The organism is Actinomycetota bacterium, assembly GCA_019347675.1.
GTDB lineage: Bacteria > Actinomycetota > Nitriliruptoria > Nitriliruptorales > JAHWKO01 > JAHWKW01.
Map to the genome: position 1 here is coordinate 14,611 of JAHWKW010000022.1, position 25,403 is coordinate 40,013.

The following is a 25,403-nucleotide window of genomic DNA, read 5'->3' on the forward strand; positions in this document are numbered from 1 at the left end:
GTGATCCTCCTTGGCGCGACGGCCTTCCTCGCCTACCGAGCGCTCACCTTCGACTTCAACGACGATCTGGGTATCGATGCGGTGACCCCACAAAGACGTGGTTTCGTCCTCGCCGTCGGCCTCGTCGGCCACCTTGCGCGGGCCCTTGCAATCGGGCTCCTCGGTTGGGTCATGGTCTCTTCGGGAATTGGGCTCGACAAGGTCAATAACCTCGGGCTCGACCGCGCACTGAGTGAGCTCCTGGGGGACGGCCACGGGCCGATGGCTACTGGTCACCCTCGGCCTCGGTCTCATCGCGTTCGGCGTCCTGTCGATCGTTCAAGCGCGCTACCGCAGCATCGAGCTCATGTGACGACGGCCGACCCCGAGGATCCGCTCGAGGCAGGCCGCGCTCGGCAACGACATGAGCGACTTCTGCGACCACGACTACCTCCTGATCGCCGCCAAGGCGGACGCTTCGGTGATCACCACGTGCATCCGACTGCCACCCCGCGTTCCGGACCTCCGTCTACACGAACTGGTCGCGGACGTCACCGCGGCCCTGCTCGCATGGAGCAACACGTCGCGCTCGCGATCGTTGCGGGCGTTGAAGGCCTCCAGCCAGGAGCCACGGCCGCGGGATCGGCGAGGTCCACTCCCTCGGCGGCCATGCCAGCCAGCAGGCTCCTGCTCGGCCCGAGGCGCGCGGGTTGTCCATCGCCGCGGCGAATGCCTCGAGCAACTCGTCAAGGTGCGCAAGCAGCCGCTGGAGACGGTCGGAGGCAGGCGAGACCAGGATCCGCCGACCGTACCCAGCAAGGGACGGAGTCAAGGCCGTCCTGGCGTCCGACGCGTTCACAGCATCAGGGGTCCACGACCTCGATCCCGAAATGGCGCATCGGCCATCCTTCGTGTCTCGACGGTCCCGGGGCGCCAGCGACCGCGTTCAGTGCCCCACCGTGAGCTCAGGCGGGCTCGCGGCACAGCGCGTTGGGCTGCCGTGGGACGGGCTCGGGCGCCCAGCCGGCCGCCGGTTCGGCCATCGACTGCACGATCTTGCCAGAGCGGACGGCAATGTTGGACAGCAGCGTGGCGGTGATGCCATGAGTGTGTTCTGTGCCGCCTTGTAGGTAGATGGCACCCTGGGTCGGTGTGGAGGTGGCGATGCGATAGTCCCGCTCGACGCGGACCATGCCCTCCTCGTCTCTCAGGCACAGTTGCCCGGCCTCTCCAAGGACACGCACCGGGTCGACCGGCCGGTAGCCGGTCGCGTAGACGAGCACGTCCGACGTGAGCAAGTTCCGCTCGCCGGTGGGCATGAACTCCACGGTGGCTTCCACGCCGTCCGCTGTGACGGCCACGTCGACGAGTCGTGAGGCGTTGAGGATGCGCAGCCGCTGGCGCCCCTGCACCTTCTCCTGATAGACGCGCCTGTACAGCTCCTGGATGAGCTCGGCGTCGACGACGGAGTAGTTGGTGTTGCGGTGGTAGTCGAACAGCATCCGCTTCACCTCCTTCGGTGCGCTGAAGTACAGGTCGACCGCCTCAGGGTCGAAGATGCGATTCGCGAAGGGCGTGTCGTCAGCGGGCGTGTATCCGTACCGGGCGAACAGCGAGCACACCTCCGCCTGCCGGAACCGGCGGTGCAGGTACTCCGTGGCTTCCGCGGCGCTTTGGCCTGCCCCGACCACGATGAAGCGGCGAGGCGAGGGGACGTCGGGCAAGGCAGCGAGCCGCTCGAGGAGATCGAGGTTGTGCCAGACGCGGTCGCACAGTCGTACGCCGGAAGGAACACTCAGCTCGAGGCCGACGGCGATGACGAGGTTACGGGCCCGGCGAACCTCGATCTCGCCCGACGGCCCACCGCGGCGGACCACCACGTCGAAGCAGGCGACGACATCGCTGTCGGTCACAGGTCGGACGTCGATCACCTCGCTGTCGTAGTCCACGACGTGCCGCATCCTTTGTGCCGCCCACTCCAGGTAGTCGTGGAACTCGAGGCGCAGGGGGAAGAGGATCTTGTGGTTGATGAAATCAACCAGGCGACCCTTGCTGTGCAGGTAGGACAGGAAACTGAAGTCACTCGACGGGTTGCGCATCGTGACGAGATCCTTCAGGAACGACACCTGCATGGTGGCGTCGTCGATCAGCATCCCGCGGTGCCATCCGAACCTCGGCTGCTTCTCGAAGAACCGCGCCTGCAACCCGTCGGGACCGGTCGTCGTGCGGTTGTGCTCGTCGAGCGCGATCGCGAGCGCGAGATTGGACGGTCCGAACCCGATGCCGATCAGATCGAGCACAGCACGTCCCCGTTCAGGGCTGTGAGAAGGGGGCCACCAGCTCAGGCTGTCGAGCCGTCCATGGCTTGGATGAGGCTGTTGGGCCGCATGTCGGTCCAGTGCGTTTCGACGTATTGGATGCAGACCGAACGAGCGTCCCGCCCGTGCACGACGGTCCAGCCGGCCGGCATGTCGATGAAGTCCGGCCAGAGCGCGTACTGGCCCTCATGGTTGACGAGCACCATGTCGGTGCCGTTGGGGTCTTCGAAGGGGTTAGTCATCTGGGCGACCACCTTAGCTTAGGGAAACCTTACCTAACTTCTAGCCCTCCGGTCAAGGGTCCCTTGACGACAGGGCCCGACGGTGCGTCCGGTTTCCGGTTTCACGTGCGCCGGTGTCGATCTCGTGATCCGACCACCATCGTTCTCTGACCACGTGGGTGGTGGCGGTGAGCAGTGCGACGCTTGCCCCGTACTGAGGGTCGGCGTGCAGGTCGTACAGCCGAACGGGGCCCAGAACCGGCGGGCTCGTCGCCGGCTGGAGCACCTGCGGCGGCTCCGCAGGTGCTGATACCACCAGGCAGTCCGGACCGGCGGTCAGTCCTTTGCCATCCGCCTTGAGAACCGCCTCCTTGCGTGTCCAGTACGTCGTGAACGCCCGCACCTGTTCCGCCTCGGGTAGGGAGTCGAGGACCAAGCGCTCGGATTCGGCGAGTGCAGCCGCTACCAGAGCGGGATCGGGCGGTAGCGCCCCGATCTTCTCGACGTCGATGCCGACGGAAACCCCGGCGGTCACCGCCAGCGCGACGAGATCACCGGAGTGTGACAACGAAAACCGCAACCGAGAGGCGGGAGTCAGCAGGCGGGGCTTTCCGTGAGGACCGCCGCAGTGGCGACAGGTCGCGTCGAGCCCCACCGATGCCGGGGGTACACCCAGGTAGCCGCCCACTACGACACGCAGCAGGACGCGGCCCGTGAGGAAACGCGATCGATCCTCTTGGCGCCGGTAGCGCATCATCCGTGTTCGTTCGTCGGCGCTGAGCAGCTCCCGCTCGGTGTCGAGGACGGGGCGGGGCCGAGCCCACCAGACGTGGCACTCGTTGACGTCGATCACGCTTGGTCGTCCGAGTCGTCGGCTTGGCGTCCATGGTCTGATGAGACCGCGGGCCGCATACCGGTCCAGTGAGCGTTCACCTATTCCGGGCCGGGTCCTGGCGCGGATGGGGGGTCGTCGGCGAAGCCGTCTTCGAATTCGTCGATCTCGTCCTGGCTCAGCTCCACCAGCAGGTCGGACGGGGTGTGCCCACCCGCACCCGGGGCGCGCGTGTGGGTCACCAGCGCGTCGAGGGCGACGAACCAGCCGTCAGCGAGTTCGCGGACGTCGCATTCGGGCAGCAGCGCCGAGGGCCACGACCACGTGACCGACAGCTCCGGCCCGGTTGGCCGGTCGCGGGTGATGGCGTTGATCTCTACGACATAGGCGACCGGCATATCGTCGTCGACAGAGCCGGACAGCGCCTGGCTCAGCGCGGAGAAGCCTTCCGGGTCGGGGTTCTCCGGCGACGCTGTGGGGAACCGGCCCAGGTAGTTGAACCCGATCTGAGGCCAGCGCAACGGCGCGAGCTCGACGCGAGTGCGGGCGTTGAGGTAGCGCAGCAGGCCGAACCCCACGCCGTTGTCCGGCAGCGCCCGCAGTTGCTCCTTGATCCGCTTCACCGCGTGCCCAGCCGCCGGGCCGCCGCGCAGCGCCTCCGCCCGGTCGATCGCACCCGGCTCGAGCCGGACGGGGAACGTGCTGGTGAACCAGCCGACCGTGCGCGAGACGTTGGCGCCTGGCACGACGTCCTCACGGCCGTGGCCCTCCAGGTTGATGAGCACGCCATGGTCCCCATCGCCAGCGCGGCCGCGCCGCTGGCGCCAGTCGGCAACGGCCAGTGCCAGCGCGGTGAGCAGCACGTCGTTGACCCCGGCGTGGAACGCCGCGGGCACCTCGGTCAGCAGAGGCGCGGTCCGCTCCGGCGGGAGCATGCAGGTCAGGTGGCGGGTGGTGGCCGCGGTGTCGCGCTGACGGTCGATCGGCAGCGACGACAGCGGCGGGTCGGCGGGCTCCAGCATCTCCCGCCACAGGGACAGCTCGGCCTCCCGGCCGGGCCGTTGCGCCTCCTTGGTGAGTCCGCAGGCCCAGCGGCGGAACGACGTGGCGACCGGCTCCAGCCGAACAGGCCGGCCGGCCGCGACGGCCTCCCAGGCGGCGGCCAGGTCGGGGACGAGGATCCGCCATGAGACGCCGTCAATGACGAGGTGGTGCACGACGCACAGCAGCCGGCCGGCGTGGTAGGGACCCGTGTCGAACCACACCGCCTGCACCATGACCCCCGCGTCGGGATCCAGCCGGGACCTCGCCGCGGCCAGATGCTCCTCGACGAGCGCGTCAAGTGCCCCGGGGTCGGCCCTGGTCGCGTCGACGCGGGTCAGGCAGTGGCCCGCGCGCACCGCGCCGGGCGGCGGCACGTCGAGCTCCCATCCGTCGGCCGAGCGCAGCAGCCGTGCGCGCAGCATCGCGTGGTGGTCGAGCACCGCCTGGAGCACGGTGGCGAGCCGCTCCTGGCCAGCCCCTGCGGGGATCTGCACCAGCATGGACTGGTTGTGGCCGTCGATCACGCCGCCGTGCTCGCGCAGCCACGCGATGATCGGGGTGATCGGCACGCGGCCGAGCTCGGCGTCGGGGTGCTCCGGCTCGGGGGCACCAACCGGGCGGGCCACTCGTGCCAGCCGGGCGACGGTGCGCTGCTCGAAGACGGCCCGCGGGGTGATCTCGAGCCCCTCCCGGCGGGCCCGACCGACCAGCACGATCGAGGAGATGCTGTCGCCACCGAGGCTGAAGAAGTCGTCGGCGATGCCGACCTCCTCCACCCCGAGCACCTCGCCGACCAGTCCCGCGAGCAGCTCCTCGGCTGCGGTCCGTGGCCCGGCATCACCCCCACGGCTGGGAGGCCCTGGCGCGGGCAGCGCCTCGCGGTCGAGCTTGCCGTTGGGGTTGCGCGGCAGCTCGGGCAGCGCCACGAACGCGGCGGGGACCATGTAGTGGGGCAGATCTGCGGCCAGGTGGCGGCGCCACGCCTCAGGGTCGGCGTCAGCCCGCGGTGCAGGGACGACGTAGGCGACCAGCCGCGCCGGGCTACCGTCCGGCCCGTCGCGACGCGCCACGACGGCGGCGGCGGCGACCCCCGGATGGCGCAGCAGCACGCTCTCGACCTCCCCGGGTTCCACCCGGAATCCGCGGATCTGCACCTGGTCGTCGCTGCGGCCGAGGAACTCCAGTTCGCCCGCGGGCGACCAGCGGGCCAGGTCGCCAGTGCGGTACATCCGCGACCCGGGCGGGCCGAACGGGTCGGCGACGAACCGCTCGGCGGTGAGGCCGGGGCGACCGAGGTAGCCGCGGGCCACGCCGTCACCGCCGATATAGAGCTCCCCCACCACCCCTTGGGGCTGCGGGAGCAGGCCGGGACCGAGGACGTAGACACGGGCGCCCGGATCGGGTCGCCCGATCGGCGGCGTTCGGCCGCGCCAGCCGGGCGGGGCGGCCCACAGCGTCTGGTTGACCGTCGACTCGGTCACGCCATAGGCGACGACGAAACGCACCCGCTGCGACCAGCGGCTCACCAGCTCCGCCGACACCGTCTCCGAGCCGACGAGCAGGGCGATCCGGTCGGGGAAAGCGGCGTCCAACGGGACGACCGCCAGCAGCGAGGGCGGGATCGCCAGCACGGTGAGCTGCTCGTCGCGGGCGAACGTGAGCAACGCGTCGACGTCGGTGCGGCGGTCGGAGGGCACCACCACGAGGCAGCCGCCCGACAGCAGCGCCATGCACAGCTCCCACACCGCGATGTCGAAGCTCAGCGCGGCGAACTGACCGACTCGGCTGCCGGGCCCGACTCCCAACCGGTCCTGCGCCGTCGCGACGAGGCTCGCGATGCCGCTGTGGGTCACCACGACGCCCTTGGGCCGGCCGGTCGAACCGGAGGTGTAGACCACGTATGCGGCGCGGCCGAGATCGTCGCCGAGATCGGGCGCCCCGGGGTCGCCGGCGCGGGTGTCCCCCTCGACCCCGTCGGCGGCATCGAACAGCAGCCGGTCGATTCCGACGTCTGCCGGCAGCCGAGGCGCTGCCGCTGCGGTGGTCAGCACCAGGGCGGGAGCCGCGTCGGCGAGCACGTAGGCGAGGCGCTCCGCCGGGTGGTCGAGATCCAGCGGCAGGCAGGCGCCGCCCGCCTTCTGCACGGCGAGGAACGCCACGACGTACTCGACCGAGCGCTCCAGCGCCAGCGCCACCACCCGCTCCGGGCCCACACCGCGGTCGCGCAGGACATGAGCGAGGCGGTTCGCGCGCCGGTCCAGCTCGGCGTAGGTCAGCTCGCGTCCGTCGGCGCGCACCGCGGCGGCGTGGGGAGTACGGGCCGCCTGCGCGGCGAACAGCGACGGCAGGCTGGCCGCGGGCAAGGGCCGCTGGGCGGTGCCGATGCCGCTGCCGAGGACCTGCCGGGCCTCGTCGCGGGAAACGAGGCCGCAACGGCCGACCGGCCGGGCCGGGGCGGTTGCGACGGCGGTGAGCATCCGCTCCAAGCGCCCCGCCAGGGCCGCGGCCTCGGCGGGTGTGACCGCGTCGGTGCGGTGGTGCAGCGCGAGGCGCAGCCGCTCACCGGGCGTCACGACGACGGTCAGGGGGTAGTGGGTGGCGTCGTGTGACTCGACCCCGGTGATCCGAAGGCCGGCGACCACCTCATCGGAGAGGTCCCGGGGATGGTTCTCGAAGACGACGAGCGTGTCGAACAGCTGCCCCAGACCCGCCCGGCGCTGGATCTCGGAGAGCCCGACGTGCTGGCTGCCGAGAAGGTCGGCCTGCTCGTCCTGTAGGCGGCGCAGCGCCTGGCACAGTGGCTCGGCCGGGCGCACCCGGACCCGCACGGGCACGGTGTTGACGAGCAGTCCCAGCATGTTCTCCACGCCGGGGATCTCGGCGGGGCGAGCGGCGACGGTGGTGCCGAACACGACGTCGTCGCGGCCGGTCGTGGCGGCGAGGACGACCGCCCACGCACCCTGCAGCACCGTGTTGAGGGTCAGGCCGTGCTGGCGGGCAGTGGTGACGAGATCGGCGGTGACTTCGGCGGACAGCTCGGTGACGTGCTCGGCGCCGGGGCCGGGGACGTCGCCGGCGGTGGGAGCGAGCAGCGTGGGGCGCTGCAGCCCATCGAGCGCGCGTTCCCACGCGGCGTGCGCGGCGTCGCGGTCCTGCTCGAGCAGCCAGGCGAGGTAGTCGCGGTAGGGCGTCACCGGGGGCAGCGCCGAAGCGTCGCCGCGGCTGGCGTAGAGCGCGAGCAGTTCGCGAACGAGCAGCGGGGTGGACCAGCCGTCAAGCAGGATGTGGTGGCTCGTCAGCACCAGCCGGTGGTCATCCGCGCCAAGGCGGACGAGCACGAGCCGCAGCGCGGGCGGGCGGGCGAGGTCGAAGCGGTGCGCGCGCTCGGCGGCGATGAGGTCGGCGAGCCCGGGCCGCGCGCTCGTCCGGGTCGAGGTCGGAGACGTCGACCTCCCGCCAGGGCAGCTCGACGGCGCGCGGCAGCAGCTGTGCGGGCCGCCCGGAGCGGCCGAGCCGGAACCCGGCGCGCAGGTTGGCGTGGCGCCCGAGCAGGGCCTCGCCGGCTGCGCGGAACGCGGCTGGGTCGACGGGCCCGGCCAGGGCGACGACGAGCTGCACCGCGTAGACGTCCGGCCCGCGGTCGCCGTTCGTCCCGTCGTAGAGGGCATGGAACAACAGCCCCTCCTGAAGCGGTGACAGCGGCAGCAGGTCCTCCAGGCCGGCGCGTCCCATCAGCTCTCCTCTCCCCGCCTGCCAGGCATGTCGTCCCCGTCGGGGCCCAACAGCTCGAGCCCGTCCGCGTCGTCGCGTGGCCGCACCAGCAGTGCGGCGGTCTTGTGCGGCAACCGGACGTGTCCGGCGGCGCGGAACCCGGCGCGGCCGAAGGCGCGGACCGCGGCGGCGTTCTTCTCGTCCGGCTCGGCGACGACCCGGCTGCATGCGGGAGCGGCCGCCAGCAGCCCGTCGGCGACGGCTCGCAGCAGCGCGCTGCCGAGCCCGCTCCCGCAGCGGGCCGGATCGCCGATGGCGATGTGGACGCCGAGGTCGTGCGGTCGCGCCGGGTAGTGCGCGGCCAGGCGGTCGCGGACGACCCGGTAGATCTCGAGGTAGGCGAACGGCTCCCCGTCCAGCGCCACAAGGCAGGGCCGCGAGTGCTGCCCGGCGAGCTGGCCGGCGAGCTCGGCCTGCCAGCGCCGCATGGGCCAGGCCTGGCCCCACCGGGCGGCCACGTGCGGTGCGGACATCCAGGCATGGACACGTTGCAGGTCCTCACCCCACGCCCGGGCGACCCGGATCGACCACGGGTCGTCGAGCCGGGGCAGGGGCGGCGGACCGACCTCATGCTCCCCCGCTTGCGACGTCTGCAGCACGAGCAATCCACGTTGATTAAGGTTAGCCTTACCAAATGCAAGCTAGGCCGGGGCCGACTGGCCCGTCAAGCAGAGCGGGGCGCGACAACGCCAAGGGATCGCCGCGCGCGGGCGCAGGGAGCGAAGCAGCACAGAAGATCACCATCGGTCGGCCACACGAACAAGGATGCTCTGTGAGCAGCACATCGACCTCTGGCCGGGCTGTGCTGCGATCCGCCCTCCGCGGACAGGGCAGGCAACTGGCCTCGTCCTCGGCCTTCTTCGCCGGGCACCAGGGCAGTGAGGCCCTCGTCCCCGTCCTGATCGGCGTCGTCATCGACCGCGCCGTCGCCGACAACGACGTGTCGCAGCTGCTGGTGTGGCTCGGGGTCCTCGGGGTGGTGTTCGTCGTGCTGTCGACGAGCTGGCGCTTGGGGGTTCGACGGGCCCAGCACTCGGCACTGCGAGCGGGCCAGCAGCTGCGACTCGACCTGGCTACCCGCGTGGTGGATGCGTGCGGCGGGGCCGCGACCGGTCGGCTGCCCGGTGACCTTGTCAATGTTGCCACCGCCGACGCCACCCGGGTGGGGACGGTCTGCTTCGGACTGCCCCCGGCCGTCAGCGCGCTCACCGGGCTTGTGGTCGCCGCCGCCGCACTGCTGGTGATGTCGATCCCTTTGGGGATGCTGGTGCTGCTCGGCACCCCCCCGCTGCTCTCCCTGCTGGGGCTGCTGAGCCGCCCGCTCGAGCGCCGCTCCAGCGCCGAGCAGGAGGAGGCCGGGCAGGCCTCGGGCCTCGCCGCCGACCTGGTCGCCGGCATCCGCGTGCTCAAAGGCGTCGGCGCCGAAGTGGCGGCGCGCGACCGCTACCGCGACGTCAGCCGATTGTCGTTGGCCGCGACGCTTCGCGCCGCCCGCGCGCAGGCCTGGTACAAGGGAGCAGTCCTGGCCGCGAACGGGCTGTTCCTCGCCCTGGTCGCGCTAGTCGGCGGCCGGCTGGCCGTTCAGGGTGGGATCACCGTCGGTGAGCTGGTGGCCGCCGTCGGCCTGGCCCAGTACCTCATCGGCCCGCTGAAGGTGTTCGGCTGGTTCAGCGAGCGGCTGGCACAGGGTCGCGCCTCCGCCGACCGCATCGCCGCGGTGCTCTCCGCACCGCCCGCTGTCACCGCCGGCACGGGCACGCTGCCCGATCCGATCCGTGGCGAGGTCCGGCTGCGCGGCGTGCGGGAGGGGACCCTCGCCGGACTGGATCTGACCGTGCGCCCCGGGGAGCTGCTCGGGGTCGTCGCCGAGCCGGGCGACGCCGCATCGCTGCTGCGTTGCCTCAGCCGCGACACCGACCCAGTGGCCGGTCGCGTGGAGCTCGACGGCCTGCCGCTCACCGACCTCGATACCGCTGACGTCCGGTCGGCGATCCTCGTCGTGACCCACCATGCCACGCTGTTCGAGGACAGCCTGGCCGACAACGTCCGCGCAGCCGCCCCTGCCGGCGCGGACGTCGATGCGGCGATGCGGGCGGCGCAAGCACACGAGGTGGCGCGCGCGCTGCCCAACGGCGCGGCGTCGATGGTCAGCGAGGCGGGCCGATCCCTGTCGGGCGGGCAGCGCCAGCGGGTCGTGCTCGCGCGCGCTCTCGCCGCAGACCCGCCCGTCCTGGTCCTGCACGACCCGACCACCGCCATCGACGCGGTGACCGAGGCACGGATCGCCGACGGGATCCGCGCACTGCGCCGAGGTCGGACCACGATCGTGGTCACGACCAGCCCGACGCTGCTCTCCTCGACCGACCGGGTCGTCACGCTCGAGCATGGCGTCGCCACGGCCGAGGGTGCTCACGCCCACCTGTTGGGCACCCTCGAACCGTACCGGCGGACCGTGCTGGCATGACCGCGCGCAGTCTGCTCCCCACCGCAACACCCAGCCGAACCCGCGCCGGGCTACGACAGCTGATACGCCCGCATCGGCTGCTCGCGGTCGGCGCGCTTGCTGCCCTTGCCGCCTCCGCAGCGGTGAGCCTGTTGGCGGCTCCCCTGCTCGGCCACATCGTGGACCTCGTGGTGCAGGACCGCCCGGCCACCGCGATCAGCGTTCCGGTGCTGATGCTCGCCGTGGTGGGCATCGCTCAGGGACTGCTGGCGGTTGTTGGCATCACGTGGATCTCTCGGCTTGGCGAGGGCCTGCTGGCCGAGCTGCGGGAACGCTTCGTCGAGCGGGCTCTCGCGCTGCCGCTGGAGCAGATCGAGCTGGCCGGTAGCGGCGACCTGACCTCGCGCGTCACCGAGGACGTCAGCGTGATCGGCGAGGCGGTGCGCGACGCCCTACCCGAGTTCACGCGGTCCGTGCTGCTCATCGGCCTGACCCTGGTGGCCCTGGGCGCGCTGGACTGGCGGTTCGCTGTGGCCGCGCTCCTCGCCACCCCGGTGCAGGTCGTGACGGCACGCTGGTACCTGCGTCGATCCACGCCGGTCTACCGCACCCAGCGAGAGGCCATCGGCGCACAGCGCCAGCAGCTCCTCAGCACCCTCGGTGGCGCGGAGACGGTGCGCGCACTCGGTGTCGGGACGGACCACGTCCGCCGCGTGCGCAACCGGACCGAGCACACCGTCGCGACGTCGATGCGCGTGGTCGGTCTCCACACCCGTTTCTTCGGCCAGCTCAACGCCGCCGAGTACATCGGGCTGAGCGCGGTCCTCCTCACGGGGTTTCTGCTCGTCCGCGCCGACGCGGTCACGCTCGGGATGGCCAGCGCGGCCGCACTGTACTTCGTGAACCTGTTCGACCCGATCAACCAGGCGCTGTTCCTACTGGACAAAGTGCAGGCGGCAACGGCCAGCCTTTCCCGGTTGATCGGGGTCGTGGAGCTGGCGCCCGCACCCCAGCCCGAACACGGCTGCCACCCCAACGATTCGTCGATCAAGACGGCCGGGCTCGGCCACGCCTACGAGCAAGGCCACGACGTCCTCGCCGACGTCGAGCTGGACATACCGGCAGGCGCGCAGGTCGCCCTGGTGGGGGTGAGCGGCGCCGGAAAGTCCACCCTGGCCAAACTGATCGCCGGCATCCACCGACCCACCCGCGGATCGGTGCTCGTTGGCGGGATCGACCTCGACAACCTCGGCGACGGACGCAGCCGGCAGACCGTCATGCTCATCACCCAAGAGGTGCACGTCTTCGCCGGGCCGCTGTCCGCGGACCTGCGCTTGGTCCGCCCGTGCGCGATCGACGACGAGCTGCGGGACGCGCTGAGCCGGGTCGACGCGTTGACCTGGGTGGAGGCACTGCCCGACGGCATCGACACGGTGGTCGGCTCGGGGGGTCACGAACTTACCGTGGTCCAGGCCCAGCAGATCGCGCTCGCCCGGTTGGTACTGGCCGACCCTCCGGTCGCGATCCTAGACGAGGCGACCGCCGAGGCGGGCAGTGCCGGGGCCCGGATCCTGGAGGGTGTCGCGCTGCGCGCGCTAGAGGGCCGCACGGGTCTGCTCGTGGCCCACCGGCTGACCCAGGCGGCGGGTGCCGACCTCGTGGTCGTGCTGGAGGACGGTCGGATCGTCGAACAGGGCACCCACCACGAGCTCGTGGAGGCCGGAGGCTGCTACGCCCAGCTGTGGACGGCGTGGTCGGTCGACCGCCACCAACCTTGATACGGCTCTCCAGCTGGACGAGGACCGAGCAGTGAGTGCGCGAGCGGATCGAGGAGCGAGCCACGGCTGCAGTTGCTCACGAGCGACCCGGGGACGGCGAAGGCTCACGTTCCGTCGTCACTTCTGTGCGGGGGTTGCCGTCGACGGCGGCCGCCAGCTGGGGCACCAGCTCGTCGAGCAGGAAGGGCAGGCTCAGCACCGTGCTGAACGACAGCGCCCCGGCGAGCTGTCCGTCGGGTTCCAGGAACAGGTCGCGGCCTTCCTTGACAACATCGAGGCGCTGGTAGAGCGGCTCGTCCGCGAGCTGCTCACGGCCCTCGGTGTCGTTGACGACCCAGACCATGACGTCGACGTCGGTCAGGCTCAGCCGTTCGCGGCTGATCGGTGCGGAGAACTCGTCGCCGACGAACCGTGCGACCTCTTCGGGGATCTCGAAGCCCAGGGCGGTCATGAAGCGCGAGCGGAGGTCCTGCCGACCGTAGACGTGGTAGTCGGCATCGCCACCCCCGAGGAATCCGACCATCCCGGTCGCATCCTGAAACGCGGCATGCTGCTCACGCACAGCCTCGAAACGCGACTCCAGCGCGCTGATCAGCTCCTCGGCGCGGTCCTCCCGGCCCACAGCGCGACCGATGATCCGGGTCTGCTCCTGCCAGGGGACGCCGAAGTCGACGTAGTCGTCGGACTGGGCCACTGTGGGAGCGATCTGCGACAGCAGGCCGTACTGCTCCTGGGTCATCCCCGAATAGATGCCGACGATCAGGTCAGGTTGCAGGGCCGCGACCTGCTCGAAGTCGAGCTCTCCCACGGGCAGGACCGTCGGCTCGGCGTCGCCCAATTCGTCCTGCGCCCACACCCAGGTGGCGTGGGGCTTGCCACCGAACCACTCGCGGACGGCCACGGGGGTGATCCCCAGCGCCAGCAGCGGGTCCTGGTCATTGAAGCCGACCGACACCACCCGTTGGGGCTCGGATTCGATGGTCGTCTCCCCGAATTTGTGCTGGATGGTGACCGGGAAGTCCGTCTCGGCGGCCGTCTCCCGGTCGCTCCCGGTGGAGGTACCGGTGCCCGTTGCGGTGGTGGCGTCGGTGTCGCCGTCTCCGCCGCAGGCGGTCAGCGTGAGCAGAGCGGCGAGCAGGGCGGCCAGTCTCGTCCAGGTCGTCAATGCACCTCCGGTTCCGACGTCTGCAGCAAGAGGCACCCGCCTTTACTAAGGTTAACCTTACCGAACCAGAAACATAGGCGGGGCCCAACTCCTCCGTCAAGCAGGGCGCGAAACCTGGAGCGGGGGACGCCCCCGCTCGGGACGAGGGCGCTCACCACGGCTCGAAGCCGGTTCGGCGTATCGCGAACAGAGGCTCAGGCGTCGCTCGGCTCGTTGGCGTCCGCAGGCGCTGGCCTGCTGTCGAGGGCGGCTGCGAGCGCGCCTACGGACAAGCCGATCGCTGCCGCGACGAGCACGGCCGTGAGCGTGGGAGGCAGCAGGTTCGTCTGCACAGCCAGCCGTGCCTGTGGCAGGCGGGAGACCCCCCATACGACCACCGCCACGATCGCCGCCAGCGTCGGGGCGAACCTCGAACGTTCGTCGGTGGTGCGCAGTGCGAGCGCGCCACCGAGCACGGCGAGCACGGGGAGCCCGATGCCGACGAGGTTCGCGGACGACTCCGCATGCAACAGTTCCCCGAGCGCGGCGGCGAGGGCCAGCAGGCTGGCTCCGACGACCGGTACGACCGACGCCCGGCCCGACCGACGACCCCCGACCAAAGCGAGGCCCCCGGCAGCGAGGGCAGCGACGACGAGGACCCACCAAGGCACGGGTGGGAGCCACTCGAGCTGTCCGTGGACGACCACCGGCTCACCGTCGACAGTGAGCGGCACCGTCCAGTCGAACACGATCCGACGCTGTCGCGGGTCGGATTGCACGGCGGGCGGGGGTTCGGGGGACATCCAGTGGATGCGGTGGTCGTGCCACTCGGCGACGTAGGCGCCTTCCGCCCCGATGATCTGCCAGCTGGGTTCCGCGCCGGACTCGGCGCGATCGGGCACGGCGACGTCGGCGTAGCGGTCCTCGTTGAGGGACGCGGCCGGTGAGTTGTCGTTGATGTGCAGCGATCCGTCGGGGTCGATGCGCAGGTACGGCTCGGGGTCTTCGCCTCGGCCTCCGTAGCCGTGGATCACCACGGTGTGGCCGGGTTGCACGACCAGCCGCAGGTAGGAGTCGCCGCCTCCCACGCTGACGTCGATCGCGTCGGTGGCGGGCTCCAGGCGGGTCACGGTCGAGCGGTAGCTGGTCGAGCCGACGTCGTCGACGGCGTGGGCGTGGGCGGGCGCGGCCGCGACGGTCGCGACCGTGCCCATCGCCGCCGCCGTGACGATGATGTTCCTCAGGATTGTGGACACGTCTGCCTCCCGAGTCAGGGATTGACGGTGAAGGTGACGGTGGCGGTCTCCCGCTCGAAACGGGACATGGTCACGACGGCCTCGATCTGCCAGGTGCCGGCGATCTGCAGCTCAGGACCGGTGTGCAGCCAATGGCCGGGACCGGCGACGGCCGGTTCGCGTTCGAGCGGCCCGATGTCCTGCTCGGGCATGGCGAACCGCAAGGTCACGTCCTGGGCGTCCACCGGTCGTCCGGTCTGATCGAGCAGATACAGGTGGATCTCGTTCGTGCCGGCACGGTTGGGGTCCACGGTGACGTTCAGCGTGTGGTCGGCCACGGTCACGTCGGTGGTGAACACCCCGCCGACGCCGGCCGCTTCACGTGCCGGCTGCAGCGAGACGAGCACGGAGGTGACCGCGATCACCGCGACCATGAGCCCGGCCTCGACCGCGACGGTACGGCGCAGCAGACGGCGCCCAGCACCAAGCCGCTCCACGTCCCGCACCGCGGGGACCAGCCGGTAACGGTTGTAAGCCGCGACAGCCATGATCAACGCGACGAGGGCGAGCTTGGCGACCAGCACCTGCCCGTAGGGCGTGGTCAGCAACGCCCGCAGGGCACGCACCTCCAGCCACGCCAACCCCCCGCCCGAGACGGCGACCGCCGCGAGCGCACCGGCGGCGACCTGCGAGTAGCGGCTCACCGCGGCCGCCGACACCGACGCGTCCGCCTCACGGCGTTGCCACCACAGCACCGCGCCCAGCGCCACCAACCCTCCGAACCACACCGCGGCCGCTGCGACGTGGGTCACGTCGGCCAGGCCGGCGAACCAGCGTGGCTGGGTGACGGCGGAGTGCCCCACGAGCACGAACGACGCGACCGCGACCGCCCCCGCCACAGCCGCGTACAAGGTGCGGTCGGGCCACCGGCTCAACAGCGTGGCGAGCGCGACGAGAGCGGCGGTGCGCACCACCATCCCGATCCCGAAGGGGCTGGCGGTCACCTCCACCAGGACCTCCCGGTCGAACATGCCGGCCAGTCCGGTGCCGGCGAGGCTGCCCACCTGGACCGCGAGGAGGGCGATCGTGGCGGCGGCGGCGCCAGCCGCGGCCCACACGCCGAAGCGCCGCAGGCGACGGTCGACCGCCGCGGCGAGCTCACCATCCGAGGCCACCGCCTGCCGTCCCTCGGCCGGTCGGCGCCAGACCGTCGCGAGGAAGAACGTGCCGCCAGCAGCCAGGAGCCTGGCGAGGAACGCCACCGTGCGTACCACCGCGCCGGCCAGCGTCCAGCGGTTGGCGGACGCGTCGGAAAAGATCGCCGCGAACGTGCCCTCGTCCACCGCCGTGTCGACCCCGGCGGCGAACAGGAACGCCCCACGCACCAGATGACCGTCAGCGGACACCACCCGCCACGTCAGGATGTAGACGCCGTCAGCGAGTTCGCCGTCCACCGGCACGACGATCTCGTCGGGGGCGGACGCGGTGTCGGAGCCCACAGACACCTGTTCAGCGGACTCGTCGTAGAGGCGGATGCCCCGTGGGGGCACGCTCACCGGTTCGTTGAACCGCAACGTCACCTCGGCAGGGGCCTCGTCGAGCACACTGCCGTCGACGGGTGAGGTCTGCGTCAGGACGGCGTGCGCTGCTGCCGGTGCGGCCAGAGCCGCCAGCACGCCCGCGACCGCCGTCACGACCAGCGCGAGACGCCACACGTGGAACCGCATGAGCACCTCACCGTCAGGCAAGGCGACCCCCAGGTGAGAGGAGGCCGCCCCGCTCCCGATCAGCCTCGTCGGGCCAACGCGACTGCCGCACCGCCAGCGGCGAGCGCGGCGACCAGTGCCGCGACCGCCAGGATCCGCGCCTGGGAGGCCGCCGCTTCCGCGTCGCGCACGGCCGACGTCAGCGTGTCCTCGTCGCCCGAGGCGGCATCGGCGGCCGCCTGGCCGTGCCCGCTGCCGCCTTCGGTCAGCGTCAGGGCCGGTGCCGGCTCTTCCAGATCACCGGGTGACTGCCCCTCGGCGGGACGTTCGATCCAGGCGTGCTCGCCTTCCTCGCAGGTCTGGATCACCGGGAAGTACAGGGTCTCGCCGGGCGCGTCGGGCAGTCGGACCGACAGGCCGAACTCCTGGAACGCCCCGTCGGGGATCGGCGGCCCGCCGAACCAGCGCACCTGCTGCACCCCTTCGGTGATCTTCTCACCGTGCAGCATCACGGGTTCGGAGAGCTCGCCGACGACGGTCTCGTACTCCCAGCCCGGGACGAGCTCCGGCTTGACCGACACGACACCGTCGGGGATCTGGATCGCGATCTCGGTCGTCGGTGACCCCTCACAGCCGTGCCCGATCCGGAACGCGAACCGGGCGAAGCTGTCCGCCGGGGCCTCAGACGGGTTGATGGTGGCGTGCGCCCAGACCGGTGCCGACCCGAGCGCGACGAACGTGACAGCGGCCAACGCCGCGATGATGAACCGACGCATGATGAAAGAACCTCCTGTGCTGTGACCTTCGAGAACGTGCCGCCATCACGGCTGCGCGCAGGCAGCCGCGATCGACAGGTCAACAGCGAACGGGAGGCCCCCGACGGGTCAGGCCGACCCGATCGGGCCGGCAGCGGACCGGCACCACCGTCGCCACCGGCGCCTCGACGCGGACGGCGATGCCCAGACGGACGCGAGGGACGGGCTGCCCAAGCCAGGCGGCCACGCGTTCACCGGTGCGCAGCAGCGCCGTGGCCAGCAACGCAGCCGCCAGCTGGACGACGAGGCCCGTGAGGACGACCGGCTCGGCGAGAAGTTGCTCCGTGCCGATCCCCGCTGCGGCGCGTTCGCCCGCCTCCAACAGCAGGAAGCTGACGACCTGCGCCGACGCCAGCTGCGGCCACAGACCTCGCCACGACGAGCCGCCGCGGCGCCGCTCACGTGCGAACCCGTACCCGCACGCCCCCACGACGCCGAACAAGGCCGCGGCGAGCCACGGCAACGGCCAGCTCGCGTGCCCGGACTCCGCGAGGGCGTTCGTGTGCGCGTGCCCTGTCGGACCGAGCGTGTACACGAGCGCGTGCCCGCCGACGATCGCCGCCACCACCACGACGGACGCGGCGACGAGACGCACGATCCGGCGGGACACGACCACCTCCCGGCGACCAGACGGGTGGAGCGACTGCAGAAGATAGTACGCGCCGCTTCTCGGCTCGTGGCGGGCTAGTCACGGCAGGCCATCTTGAGGTCACCCGTAACTCCAAGGCCCCCACCCGCGCCAACGTGACTGCAATCAATCAACAGCCGACCACACACCGTGGGTCGAACGTCCCAGAGGAGACCAACGATGCTCGAGACACTCTTCAGCGCGCTGAGCGCCAAGGTCGCTGCCGGTGCGATCAGCGCCGTCACCGCAGCCGGCCTGGTCGCAGGCGCCACCGGACAGCTCCCCGACGCGATGCAGGACGGGCTCAGCGAAGCCGCTGCCCGCGTGGGGATCTCGGTCCCCGCCGGCGGCCAGGACCAGCCGGTCGACACCACCACCGAACAGACCGAAGAGCTTGGCACGCACGACGTCGAGACCCACGAGCGCGGCGACGAAGACCGCAGCGATGCGGTGCGTTCGGTGATCGACGAGTACCACGGCGAGCCGGGCGAGTTCGGCAAGTCGCAGTCGCAGTCCGATGACCCCAGCGAGTTCGGTCGTGCGGTGTCCGACGCCGCGTCCGAGGGTCGGGCGTCGGCAGGCCGCGAAGCCGGTACCGACGTCGCCGATGACAAGCGCCCCGAGCGGCCCGCCGCGGCCGACGAGGCCAGCCGTCCCAGCAACCCGCCGGCGGACGTCACGGCCGACGAGGCCAGCGACGCCTACCGCCCCAGCAACCCGCCAGCGGACGTCCCCGCCAACGAGGCCAGCGACGCCTACCGCCCGCAGGACCCCCCCGCGGACGCCGGTGAGGGCGAGCACTCCGACAGCGTGGAGCGCCCCACCCGCCCGTAACCCCCGACAGCCAGCAGGCGGACCCCGGACGACCATCGTCCGGGGTCCGCGCCATCCCGGTGGCGAGGCCCGGCGGACGCGCTAGCCCCGGTGCGATCTGTCCGACCGCAACGACCGCATCAACCTGCGAGCGGCGACCGCGAGACAGCGAGGCCGCAAGACCATCTCGCTGCGCCAGATCACCGGTCGCAGTCCCGCCGGGCACCAAACCGAGCAGAGGTACGGATGTACCGGGACGAACGTCGGCGCCTGGGACGCCACGTGCCGCCCCTCGTCGGGTGTACTCGGAGCGGAGGGCGCCCCGGCGGCAGATGAGGCCGACGGCGAGGGATCGGGCTGCCGCTCCGGTCCGGAGGGCGGTCAAGCGATGGTGTGGGTCGTGCTGGGATGCCCCTGCGTGTCAACGAGCTCACAGACCGCAGCCCATTCCCGCCGGCACCGACTTCTCCTTGGTCGTGGAGTCCGACGTCCCCATCGTCGTCCGGCACACCCGGCTGCCGAGCAGGGATCGCCTGATGCGCACGTGCGTGTGGGAACAGCCACCGCACACGCAGCAAAGCGACCATAGGAAGGACGATGAGATGGTGACGACCGCCGAAGCGGCCATGACCCGCCTCAAGCAGTGGGGGGTCACCCAGATCTTCGGATATCCCGGCGACGGTATAAACGGGCTGCTAGAGGCCTTCGAATCCGTGGAAGGAACTCGCTTCATACAGGTTCGCCACGAGGAGCTTGCCGCTTTCGCGGCCTGCGCGTACGGCAAGTTCACCGACCGCCCAGGGGTTTGCATGGCCACCTCCGGACCTGGGGCGATCCATCTGCTGAATGGCCTCTACGACGCGAAGCTCGACCACTCACCGGTTGTCGCCATCGTTGGAGACCAGGCCACGAGTAGCCGCGGGACGTCCTTCCAGCAGGAGGTCGACCTGCGCAACCTGTTCAAAGACGTCGCAAGCGACTACGTGGTGGAGGTGACCTCACCGAAGCAGATCCCGGTCGTCATCGATCGCGCCTACCGCACCGCGGTGGCGGGCAGGACCGTGACCTGCATCATCATGGCCAGCGACGTCCAGGAAGAGGAGCACCAGAACCCGTCGAACACCTTCAAGGAGCTGCCCGGCAGTCTGGCAGGTGTCAAGCAGCCCATCGTGTACCCGCCTGAGGACGAGCTTGACCGGGCCGCCGACGTCATAAACGCGGGATCGAAGGTCGCCATTCTCGTCGGGCAGGGAGCCGCGGGCGCGAAGGATGAGGTCAAGGAGCTGACCGAGCTGACCGGGGCCGGCATCTCCAAGGCACTCGTGGGCAAGGACGTCCTGCCCGACGATCTTCCCTACATGTGCGGCGCGATCGGGCTGCTCGGGACGCGTCCAAGCTGGGTGCTCATGGAGCAGTGTGACACGCTCGTCATGATCGGAACCACCTTCCCGTACACACAGTTCCTGCCCGAGTACGGTCAGGCGAGAGGGGTGCAGATCGACATCTCCGCCCGCAATATCGGCTTGCGCTACCCGACCGAGGTGAACCTGCTGGGCGACGCGAAGCTGACCCTCCAGCATCTGCTCCCCAAAGTCCATTACAAGCAGGACCGCTCCTGGCGTCAACAGATAGAGCACGAGGTCTCCGACTGGTGGAACCTGATGGAGACCCGTGCGAGGATGGACGCTGACCCCGTCAACCCCCAGCGGATCTTCTGGGAGTTGTCGCCGAAGCTGCCGGAGCGCTGCATCCTCACGGCGGATTCCGGATCAAGCACGAACTGGTGGGCACGCTACCTCAAGGTACGCGAGGGCATGCGCGCCAGCCTGTCCGGCAACCTCGCCACCATGGGACCGGCCCTGCCGTACGCGTTCGCCGCGAAAATGGCCCATCCGGATCGGCCGGTCATCGCCACCGTCGGTGACGGCACGATGCAGATGAACGGCATGAACGTGCTGATCGACGTGGCGAAGTATTGGCAGGAGTGGGAGAACCCGACCTTCATCGTGGTCATCCTCAACAACTCCGACCTCAACCAGGTCACGTGGGAGCAGCGGGCCATGGGTGGGTTCGCGAAGGTTGCCGCGACCCAAGACATCCCGACGCTCGATTTCGCCGGCTACGCGCAGCTGCTGGGCCTCGACGGCGTCCGCATCGAGAAACCGGAGGACATCGTTCCTGCGCTCGATGTCGCCCTGCGGGCGGATCGGCCGATGGTCATCGACGCGCTCACCGACCCGGAGGTTCCACCGATCCCACCCCACGTGTCCCCCGACCAGGTGAAGAACCTGATGAGCGCGCTGCGGGAGGGCGATCCCAACGCCCGCCACCTCATCGGCATGGGCGCGAAGCAGAAGTTGGCCGAGTTCCTCCCACGGCACTGACTCGTGCATTGCGACACGACAGGCGCCGCTCCGATCGAACGGGTCGACGCTTCCGCCTACACCATCCCCACGGAGCGGCCGGAGAGCGACGGGACCCTCCAGTGGGACGCCACGACCGTCGTGGTGGTCGAAGTACAGGCCGGTGACCAGGTCGGGCTGGGTTACACCTACGCGCACGAGGCAGCAGCGACCCTCGTCACCGGCAAGCTCGCCGGGATCGTCGAGGGTCGCGACGCGCTGGCGGTGCGCAGCCGGTGGCTGGAGGTGATGCGGGCGACGCGGAACCTCGGCCGGCCCGGCGAGGTCTCGATGGCGATCTCCGCCGTCGACATCGCGCTCTGGGATCTAAAGGCGAAGCTGTTCGACCTGCCGCTCACCGTTCTGCTCGACGCCGCTCACGACGGTGTGCCGATCTACGGCAGCGGAGGTTTCACCTCCTACACCATCCCGGAGCTGCAAGCCCAGCTCGCGGGCTGGGCCGAGCAGGGCATCCCGCGGGTGAAGATGAAGGTTGGTCGCGACCCGGACGTGGACGTGGATCGGGTCGCGGCTGCCCGCCGCGCCATCGGCGACGACGTCGAGCTCTATGTCGACGCGAACGGCGCCTACACGCGCAAACTGGCCCTGCGCATGTCCTATGCGTTCTCGGACTACGACGTCCGCTGGCACGAGGAGCCGGTCACCTCCGATGACCTCGAAGGGCTGCGCCTGCTGCGCGACCAGGGGCCGCCGGGGATGGACATCGCCGCCGGAGAGTACGGCTGGGACCTGCCCTATTTTCGCAGGATGCTCGACGGCGGCGCGGTGGACTGTCTCCAGTGCGACGTGACCCGCTGCGGGGGGATCACCGCGGTGCTCATGACCGGCGCCCTCTGCCACGCGCACAGCGTCGACGTCTCCGCCCACACCGCACCCCAAGCCAGCGCCCACGTGTTCAGCGCGGTGGTGCCCCTGCGCCATCTCGAGTACTTCCACGACCACGTACGCGTCGAGCGTCTGCTCTTCGACGGTGTCCTCGAGCCCGAGGCCGGCATGCTGCGGCCTGACCGGTCCCGGCCGGGGATGGGACTGGAGTTCAAACACGCCGACGCCGAACGTCTCGCGGCCACATCGCATAAGCAGTGAAGCGGTAGCGAGTTGATGAGCCGCAGCCGCTGGCGATCGGGTCGCGGCCGATATGGAGGAGTAGCTTCATGAGCCTTGATCCGCCGGACACCCGGCCGACCTCCCACCAGATGTCCATCCCGAAGTCCCAGCTCGACCTCGACGTCGAGGGTCTCGTCGCCGCACTCGAGCGTACGATCGAGGGGGAGGTGCGCTTCTCCGACGGCGACCGCCACCTCTACTCGACCGACGCGTCGAACTTCCGTCAGATCCCGCTCGGCGTGGTTCTCCCCAAGACCCTCGACGACGTGATCCAAACCCACAAGCTGTGCCGACAGTTCGGCGCTCCCATCACGAACCGGGGTGGGGGAACCAGCCTCGCCGGGCAGGCTTGCAACGTCGCAGTCATACTCGACACTTCGAAGTACCTGCGGGAGATCGTCGACTTCGACCCCGCCAACCGCACCGTCACCTGCCAGCCCGGCATCGTGCTCGACACGCTCCGAACGTTCACTGCGCGGGAAGCCAGCCTGACCTGGGGGCCGGATCCTTCCACCCACAACCGCTGCACGGTCGGCGGGATGATCGGCAATAACGCCTGCGGCATCCACGCCTTCGCCTATGGCCGGACCGAGGACAACGTCAAGGCCATGGACGTGCTGCTCTACGACGGCACCCGGATATGGGTGGGTCCGACAGGCCAGGACGAACTCGAGGCCATCATCCGCTCGGGGGGCCGTCGGGGCGAGATCTATGGGCGGCTGCGCGACCTGCGCGACCGCTATGCGGACCTGATCCGTGAGCGGTTCCCTGACATCCCTCGCCGGGTGTCCGGCTACAACCTCACGGAACTGCTGCCCGAGCAAGGTTTCAACGTCGCTCGTGCCCTGGTCGGCACCGAAGGGACCTGCGTCACGGTCCTGCAGGCGAAACTCGACCTCAACCCCTACTACCCGCAGCGCGTGCTGCTCGTCCTGGGCTACCCCGACGTCTTCGAGGCCGGCGACCACGTCGCGGAGATCCGCCGCCAGTCGAAGGCCATCGCTTTGGAGGGCATCGACCAGAAGCTGATCGAGCAGATGGAGGAGCGGGGTCTTCACACCGACTCGATCGGTCTGCTCCCCGAGGGGCGGGGCTGGCTACTCGTGGAGTTCGGAGCCGACACACGCGAGGAGGCGGTGGAGCACGCCCGCGAGCTGATGCAACTGCTGAGGGAGAGCGATGCTCCCCCGAGCATGCGGCTCTACGACGACCCGAAGGATGAGGCGGTCGTCTGGGACGCTCGAGAGGCCGGACTGGGAGCCACCGCCCACACCTCCCACGGCGACGACTGGCCGGGGTGGGAGGACTCGGCTGTGCACCCCGATCGGATCGGGGACTATCTACGCGACCTCAAGAAGCTGTTTCACGAGTACGGCCTTGACGCCGCGCTGTACGGCCATTTCGGCGACGGATGCGTGCACTGCCGCATCAACTTCGATCTCATCACCGCCGATGGGGTGCGCACCTACCGGGAGTTCCTCGAGGCTGCCGCCGAGCTCGTGTCATCGTACGACGGCTCCTACTCCGGCGAGCACGGCGACGGCCAACAGCGCGCCGAGCTGCTCGACAAGATGTTCGGACCGGAGATCGTGCAGGCCTTCCGCGAGTTCAAGGCCATCTGGGACCCCGACAACAGCATGAATCCGGGGAAGGTCGTCGACCCGTACAGGGTCGACCAGAACCTGCGTCTCGGCGCGAACTACCGGCCCTGGGAGCCGCAGGTGAAGTTCGGCTACCCCCAGGACGGCGGCTCCTTCGCGCACGCCGCGCTGCTGTGTGTCGGTGTGGGCAAGTGCCGGCGCGACGATGGGCACGGGGTCATGTGCCCCAGCTACATGGTCACCCACGAGGAGATGCACTCGACCCGCGGCCGGGCGCGGCTGCTGTTCGAGATGCTCCAGCCCGACTCCCAGCTGGACGGCTGGCGTGACGAGCACGTCAAGGAGGCGCTCGAGTTGTGCCTGTCCTGCAAGGGCTGCACGACAGACTGCCCGGTCAATGTGGACATGCCGACCTACAAGGCGGAGTTCTTCTACCACCACTACAAACGCCGGCTGCACCCACCTGCCCACTACGCCTTGGGGCTCATCAACGTCTGGTCGCGGCTCGCCTCGTTCATCCCAGGCATCACCAACGGGGTTCTGCGGGCGCGGGGGTTGAGCACCGTGGTGAAGAAGGCGGCCGGGATCGCCCCGCAGCGGCCGGCGCCCATCTATGCCGGTCAGACCTTCCATGAGTGGTTCGAACAGCGGCCGGTGCGCAACGCAGACAGGCCGCCGGTGCTGCTGTTCCCCGACACGTTCACGAACTACTTCCACCCAGCGGTCGGCAAAGCCACGGTGACGGTGCTCGAGGACGCCGGCTACCAGGTGACGATCCCGCCCCAGCTGTTTTGCTGCGGGCGGCCCCTGTACGACTACGGCTTCCTGGACCTCGCCCAGCGCTACCTCGACCGCCTCATCGACGTCGTGCGCGCGGAAGTCTCAGCGGGCGTGAAGATCATCGGGATGGAGCCCAGTTGCACGGCGGTGTTTCGCGACGAGCTCGTGAAGATGAAACCGCATGACGTCGACGCTCGACGCATCGCCGCAGCCACCATGACCCTGTCCGAGTTCCTCCTGGACGAAGCCGAGTACGACTTTCCCCGACTCGACCGCAAGGCCGTCGTCCACGGCCACTGCCACCACAAGGGGACGATGGGCATGGATGCAGAGTTCGAGGCGCTCGACCAGCTGGGACTCGACTGGGAGGAACTCGACGCGGGCTGCTGCGGCCTGGCCGGCTCGTTCGGTTTCGAGGCCGGCGATAAGTTCGATATCTCCGTCAAGGCCGGCGAACGCAAGCTGCTGCCTGCCGTGCGCGACGCCGACGGCGACACGCTCATCGTCGCCAACGGGTTCAGCTGCGCGACCCAGATCGACCACCTGCAGCTGATCAACGGCGGCCCCGGCCGCCGCGCCTTGCACCTCGCCCAGGTCGTCCAGTTGGCCAAGGACCACGGCCCCGACGGACCGGTGGGCCCGGGGCCGGTGGAGAGTGCGGTGCTCGAGGACGCGACGGCGAGCACCGCCCTGTGGACGGCTGTGTGCGCCGCTGCGGCGACCCTGGCGGTGACCGCCGGGGCGCGCTGGCTGCGCCGACGCTGA

The 25,403-nt window shown here is 70.3% G+C and carries 15 protein-coding genes and 2 pseudogenes; 7 read left to right on the forward strand and 10 right to left on the reverse strand.

The genetic code is table 11. From position 1 onward, the window contains the following. The first annotated feature begins 232 nt into the window (after positions 1-232). On the forward strand, positions 233-352 hold the full coding sequence (locus KY462_13845) for a DUF1206 domain-containing protein (GenBank protein MBW3578794.1): 120 nt from the start codon (positions 233-235) through the stop codon (positions 350-352). 592 nt (positions 353-944) lie between these two features. Here KY462_13845 and KY462_13850 read toward each other — a convergent pair. The 5 genes and pseudogenes from KY462_13850 to KY462_13870 form a co-directional block, all read right to left on the reverse strand. Next, positions 945-2,279 (reverse strand): lysine N(6)-hydroxylase/L-ornithine N(5)-oxygenase family protein, encoded by a 1,335-nt coding sequence (locus KY462_13850; GenBank protein ID MBW3578795.1) that lies wholly within the window; start codon positions 2,277-2,279, stop codon positions 945-947. A gap of 41 nt (positions 2,280-2,320) precedes the next feature. Further along, positions 2,321-2,539 (reverse strand): MbtH family protein, encoded by a 219-nt coding sequence (locus tag KY462_13855; GenBank protein MBW3578796.1) that lies wholly within the window; start codon positions 2,537-2,539, stop codon positions 2,321-2,323. A 52-nt stretch (positions 2,540-2,591) separates the two neighbouring features. Further along, positions 2,592-3,371 (reverse strand): 4'-phosphopantetheinyl transferase superfamily protein, encoded by a 780-nt coding sequence (locus KY462_13860; protein MBW3578797.1) that lies wholly within the window; start codon positions 3,369-3,371, stop codon positions 2,592-2,594. Between the two features lie 80 nt (positions 3,372-3,451). After that, positions 3,452-8,126, reverse strand: a pseudogene (locus KY462_13865) (amino acid adenylation domain-containing protein). Then, a complete protein-coding gene (locus tag KY462_13870; protein ID MBW3578798.1) occupies positions 8,126-8,770 on the reverse strand; it encodes an acetyltransferase in 645 nt (214 codons plus the stop codon). Before KY462_13870 ends, KY462_13865 begins: the two are co-directional and overlap by 1 nt. Positions 8,771-8,799: 29 nt before the next feature. Between KY462_13870 and KY462_13875 the strand changes: the two genes are divergently transcribed. Together KY462_13875 and KY462_13880 are read left to right on the forward strand one after the other, a co-directional pair. Beyond that, positions 8,800-10,629, forward strand: coding sequence for an ABC transporter ATP-binding protein/permease (locus KY462_13875; protein MBW3578799.1), 1,830 nt, complete (start codon positions 8,800-8,802; stop codon positions 10,627-10,629). After that, positions 10,626-12,386, forward strand: a complete 1,761-nt coding sequence (locus KY462_13880; GenBank protein ID MBW3578800.1) for an ABC transporter ATP-binding protein/permease — start codon at positions 10,626-10,628, stop codon at positions 12,384-12,386. The genes KY462_13875 and KY462_13880 overlap by 4 nt, the downstream gene beginning before the upstream one ends. A gap of 76 nt (positions 12,387-12,462) precedes the next feature. Here the strand turns inward: KY462_13880 and KY462_13885 are convergent, their stop codons facing one another. The 5 genes and pseudogenes from KY462_13885 to KY462_13905 form a co-directional block, all read right to left on the reverse strand. Then, entirely contained in the window at positions 12,463-13,587 is a 1,125-nt protein-coding gene (locus tag KY462_13885; GenBank protein ID MBW3578801.1) for an iron-siderophore ABC transporter substrate-binding protein, read from the reverse strand. Between the two features lie 158 nt (positions 13,588-13,745). Further along, positions 13,746-14,786 carry a hypothetical protein gene (locus KY462_13890; protein ID MBW3578802.1) on the reverse strand — a complete coding sequence of 347 codons (1,041 nt, stop codon included), beginning with the start codon at positions 14,784-14,786 and terminating at the stop codon, positions 13,746-13,748. Between the two features lie 14 nt (positions 14,787-14,800). Then, the gene (locus tag KY462_13895) at positions 14,801-16,513 is read right to left on the reverse strand and encodes a CopD family protein (GenBank protein MBW3578803.1); all 1,713 of its coding nucleotides are present in this window, start codon (positions 16,511-16,513) and stop codon (positions 14,801-14,803) included. 224 nt (positions 16,514-16,737) lie between these two features. Then, a pseudogene (locus KY462_13900) lies at positions 16,738-17,247 on the reverse strand (YcnI family protein). A 79-nt stretch (positions 17,248-17,326) separates the two neighbouring features. Beyond that, positions 17,327-17,896, reverse strand: a complete 570-nt coding sequence (locus KY462_13905; protein ID MBW3578804.1) for a hypothetical protein — start codon at positions 17,894-17,896, stop codon at positions 17,327-17,329. Positions 17,897-18,094: 198 nt separating this feature from the next. Between KY462_13905 and KY462_13910 the strand changes: the two genes are divergently transcribed. The 4 genes from KY462_13910 (at position 18,095) to KY462_13925 (ending at position 25,403) form a co-directional block, all read left to right on the forward strand. Next, positions 18,095-18,748 (forward strand): hypothetical protein, encoded by a 654-nt coding sequence (locus tag KY462_13910; protein MBW3578805.1) that lies wholly within the window; start codon positions 18,095-18,097, stop codon positions 18,746-18,748. 311 nt (positions 18,749-19,059) lie between these two features. Further along, positions 19,060-21,111, forward strand: a complete 2,052-nt coding sequence (locus KY462_13915; protein ID MBW3578806.1) for a thiamine pyrophosphate-requiring protein — start codon at positions 19,060-19,062, stop codon at positions 21,109-21,111. Between the two features lie 3 nt (positions 21,112-21,114). Next, entirely contained in the window at positions 21,115-22,236 is a 1,122-nt protein-coding gene (locus KY462_13920) for a mandelate racemase (protein ID MBW3578807.1), read from the forward strand. Positions 22,237-22,304: 68 nt separating this feature from the next. Then, complete coding sequence (locus tag KY462_13925) at positions 22,305-25,403, forward strand: FAD-binding protein (GenBank protein MBW3578808.1); 3,099 nt, start codon at positions 22,305-22,307, stop codon at positions 25,401-25,403.

Coding starts and splice junctions, on each gene's coding strand:
- KY462_13855 (MBW3578796.1), bottom strand. CDS start 2,539: ATGACTAACCCCTTCGAAGACCCCAACGGCACCGACATGGTGCTCGTC.
- KY462_13875 (MBW3578799.1), top strand. CDS start 8,800: ATGCAAGCTAGGCCGGGGCCGACTGGCCCGTCAAGCAGAGCGGGGCGC.
- KY462_13880 (MBW3578800.1), top strand. CDS start 10,626: ATGACCGCGCGCAGTCTGCTCCCCACCGCAACACCCAGCCGAACCCGC.
- KY462_13910 (MBW3578805.1), top strand. CDS start 18,095: ATGCTCGAGACACTCTTCAGCGCGCTGAGCGCCAAGGTCGCTGCCGGT.
- KY462_13915 (MBW3578806.1), top strand. CDS start 19,060: ATGAGGCCGACGGCGAGGGATCGGGCTGCCGCTCCGGTCCGGAGGGCG.
- KY462_13925 (MBW3578808.1), top strand. CDS start 22,305: ATGAGCCTTGATCCGCCGGACACCCGGCCGACCTCCCACCAGATGTCC.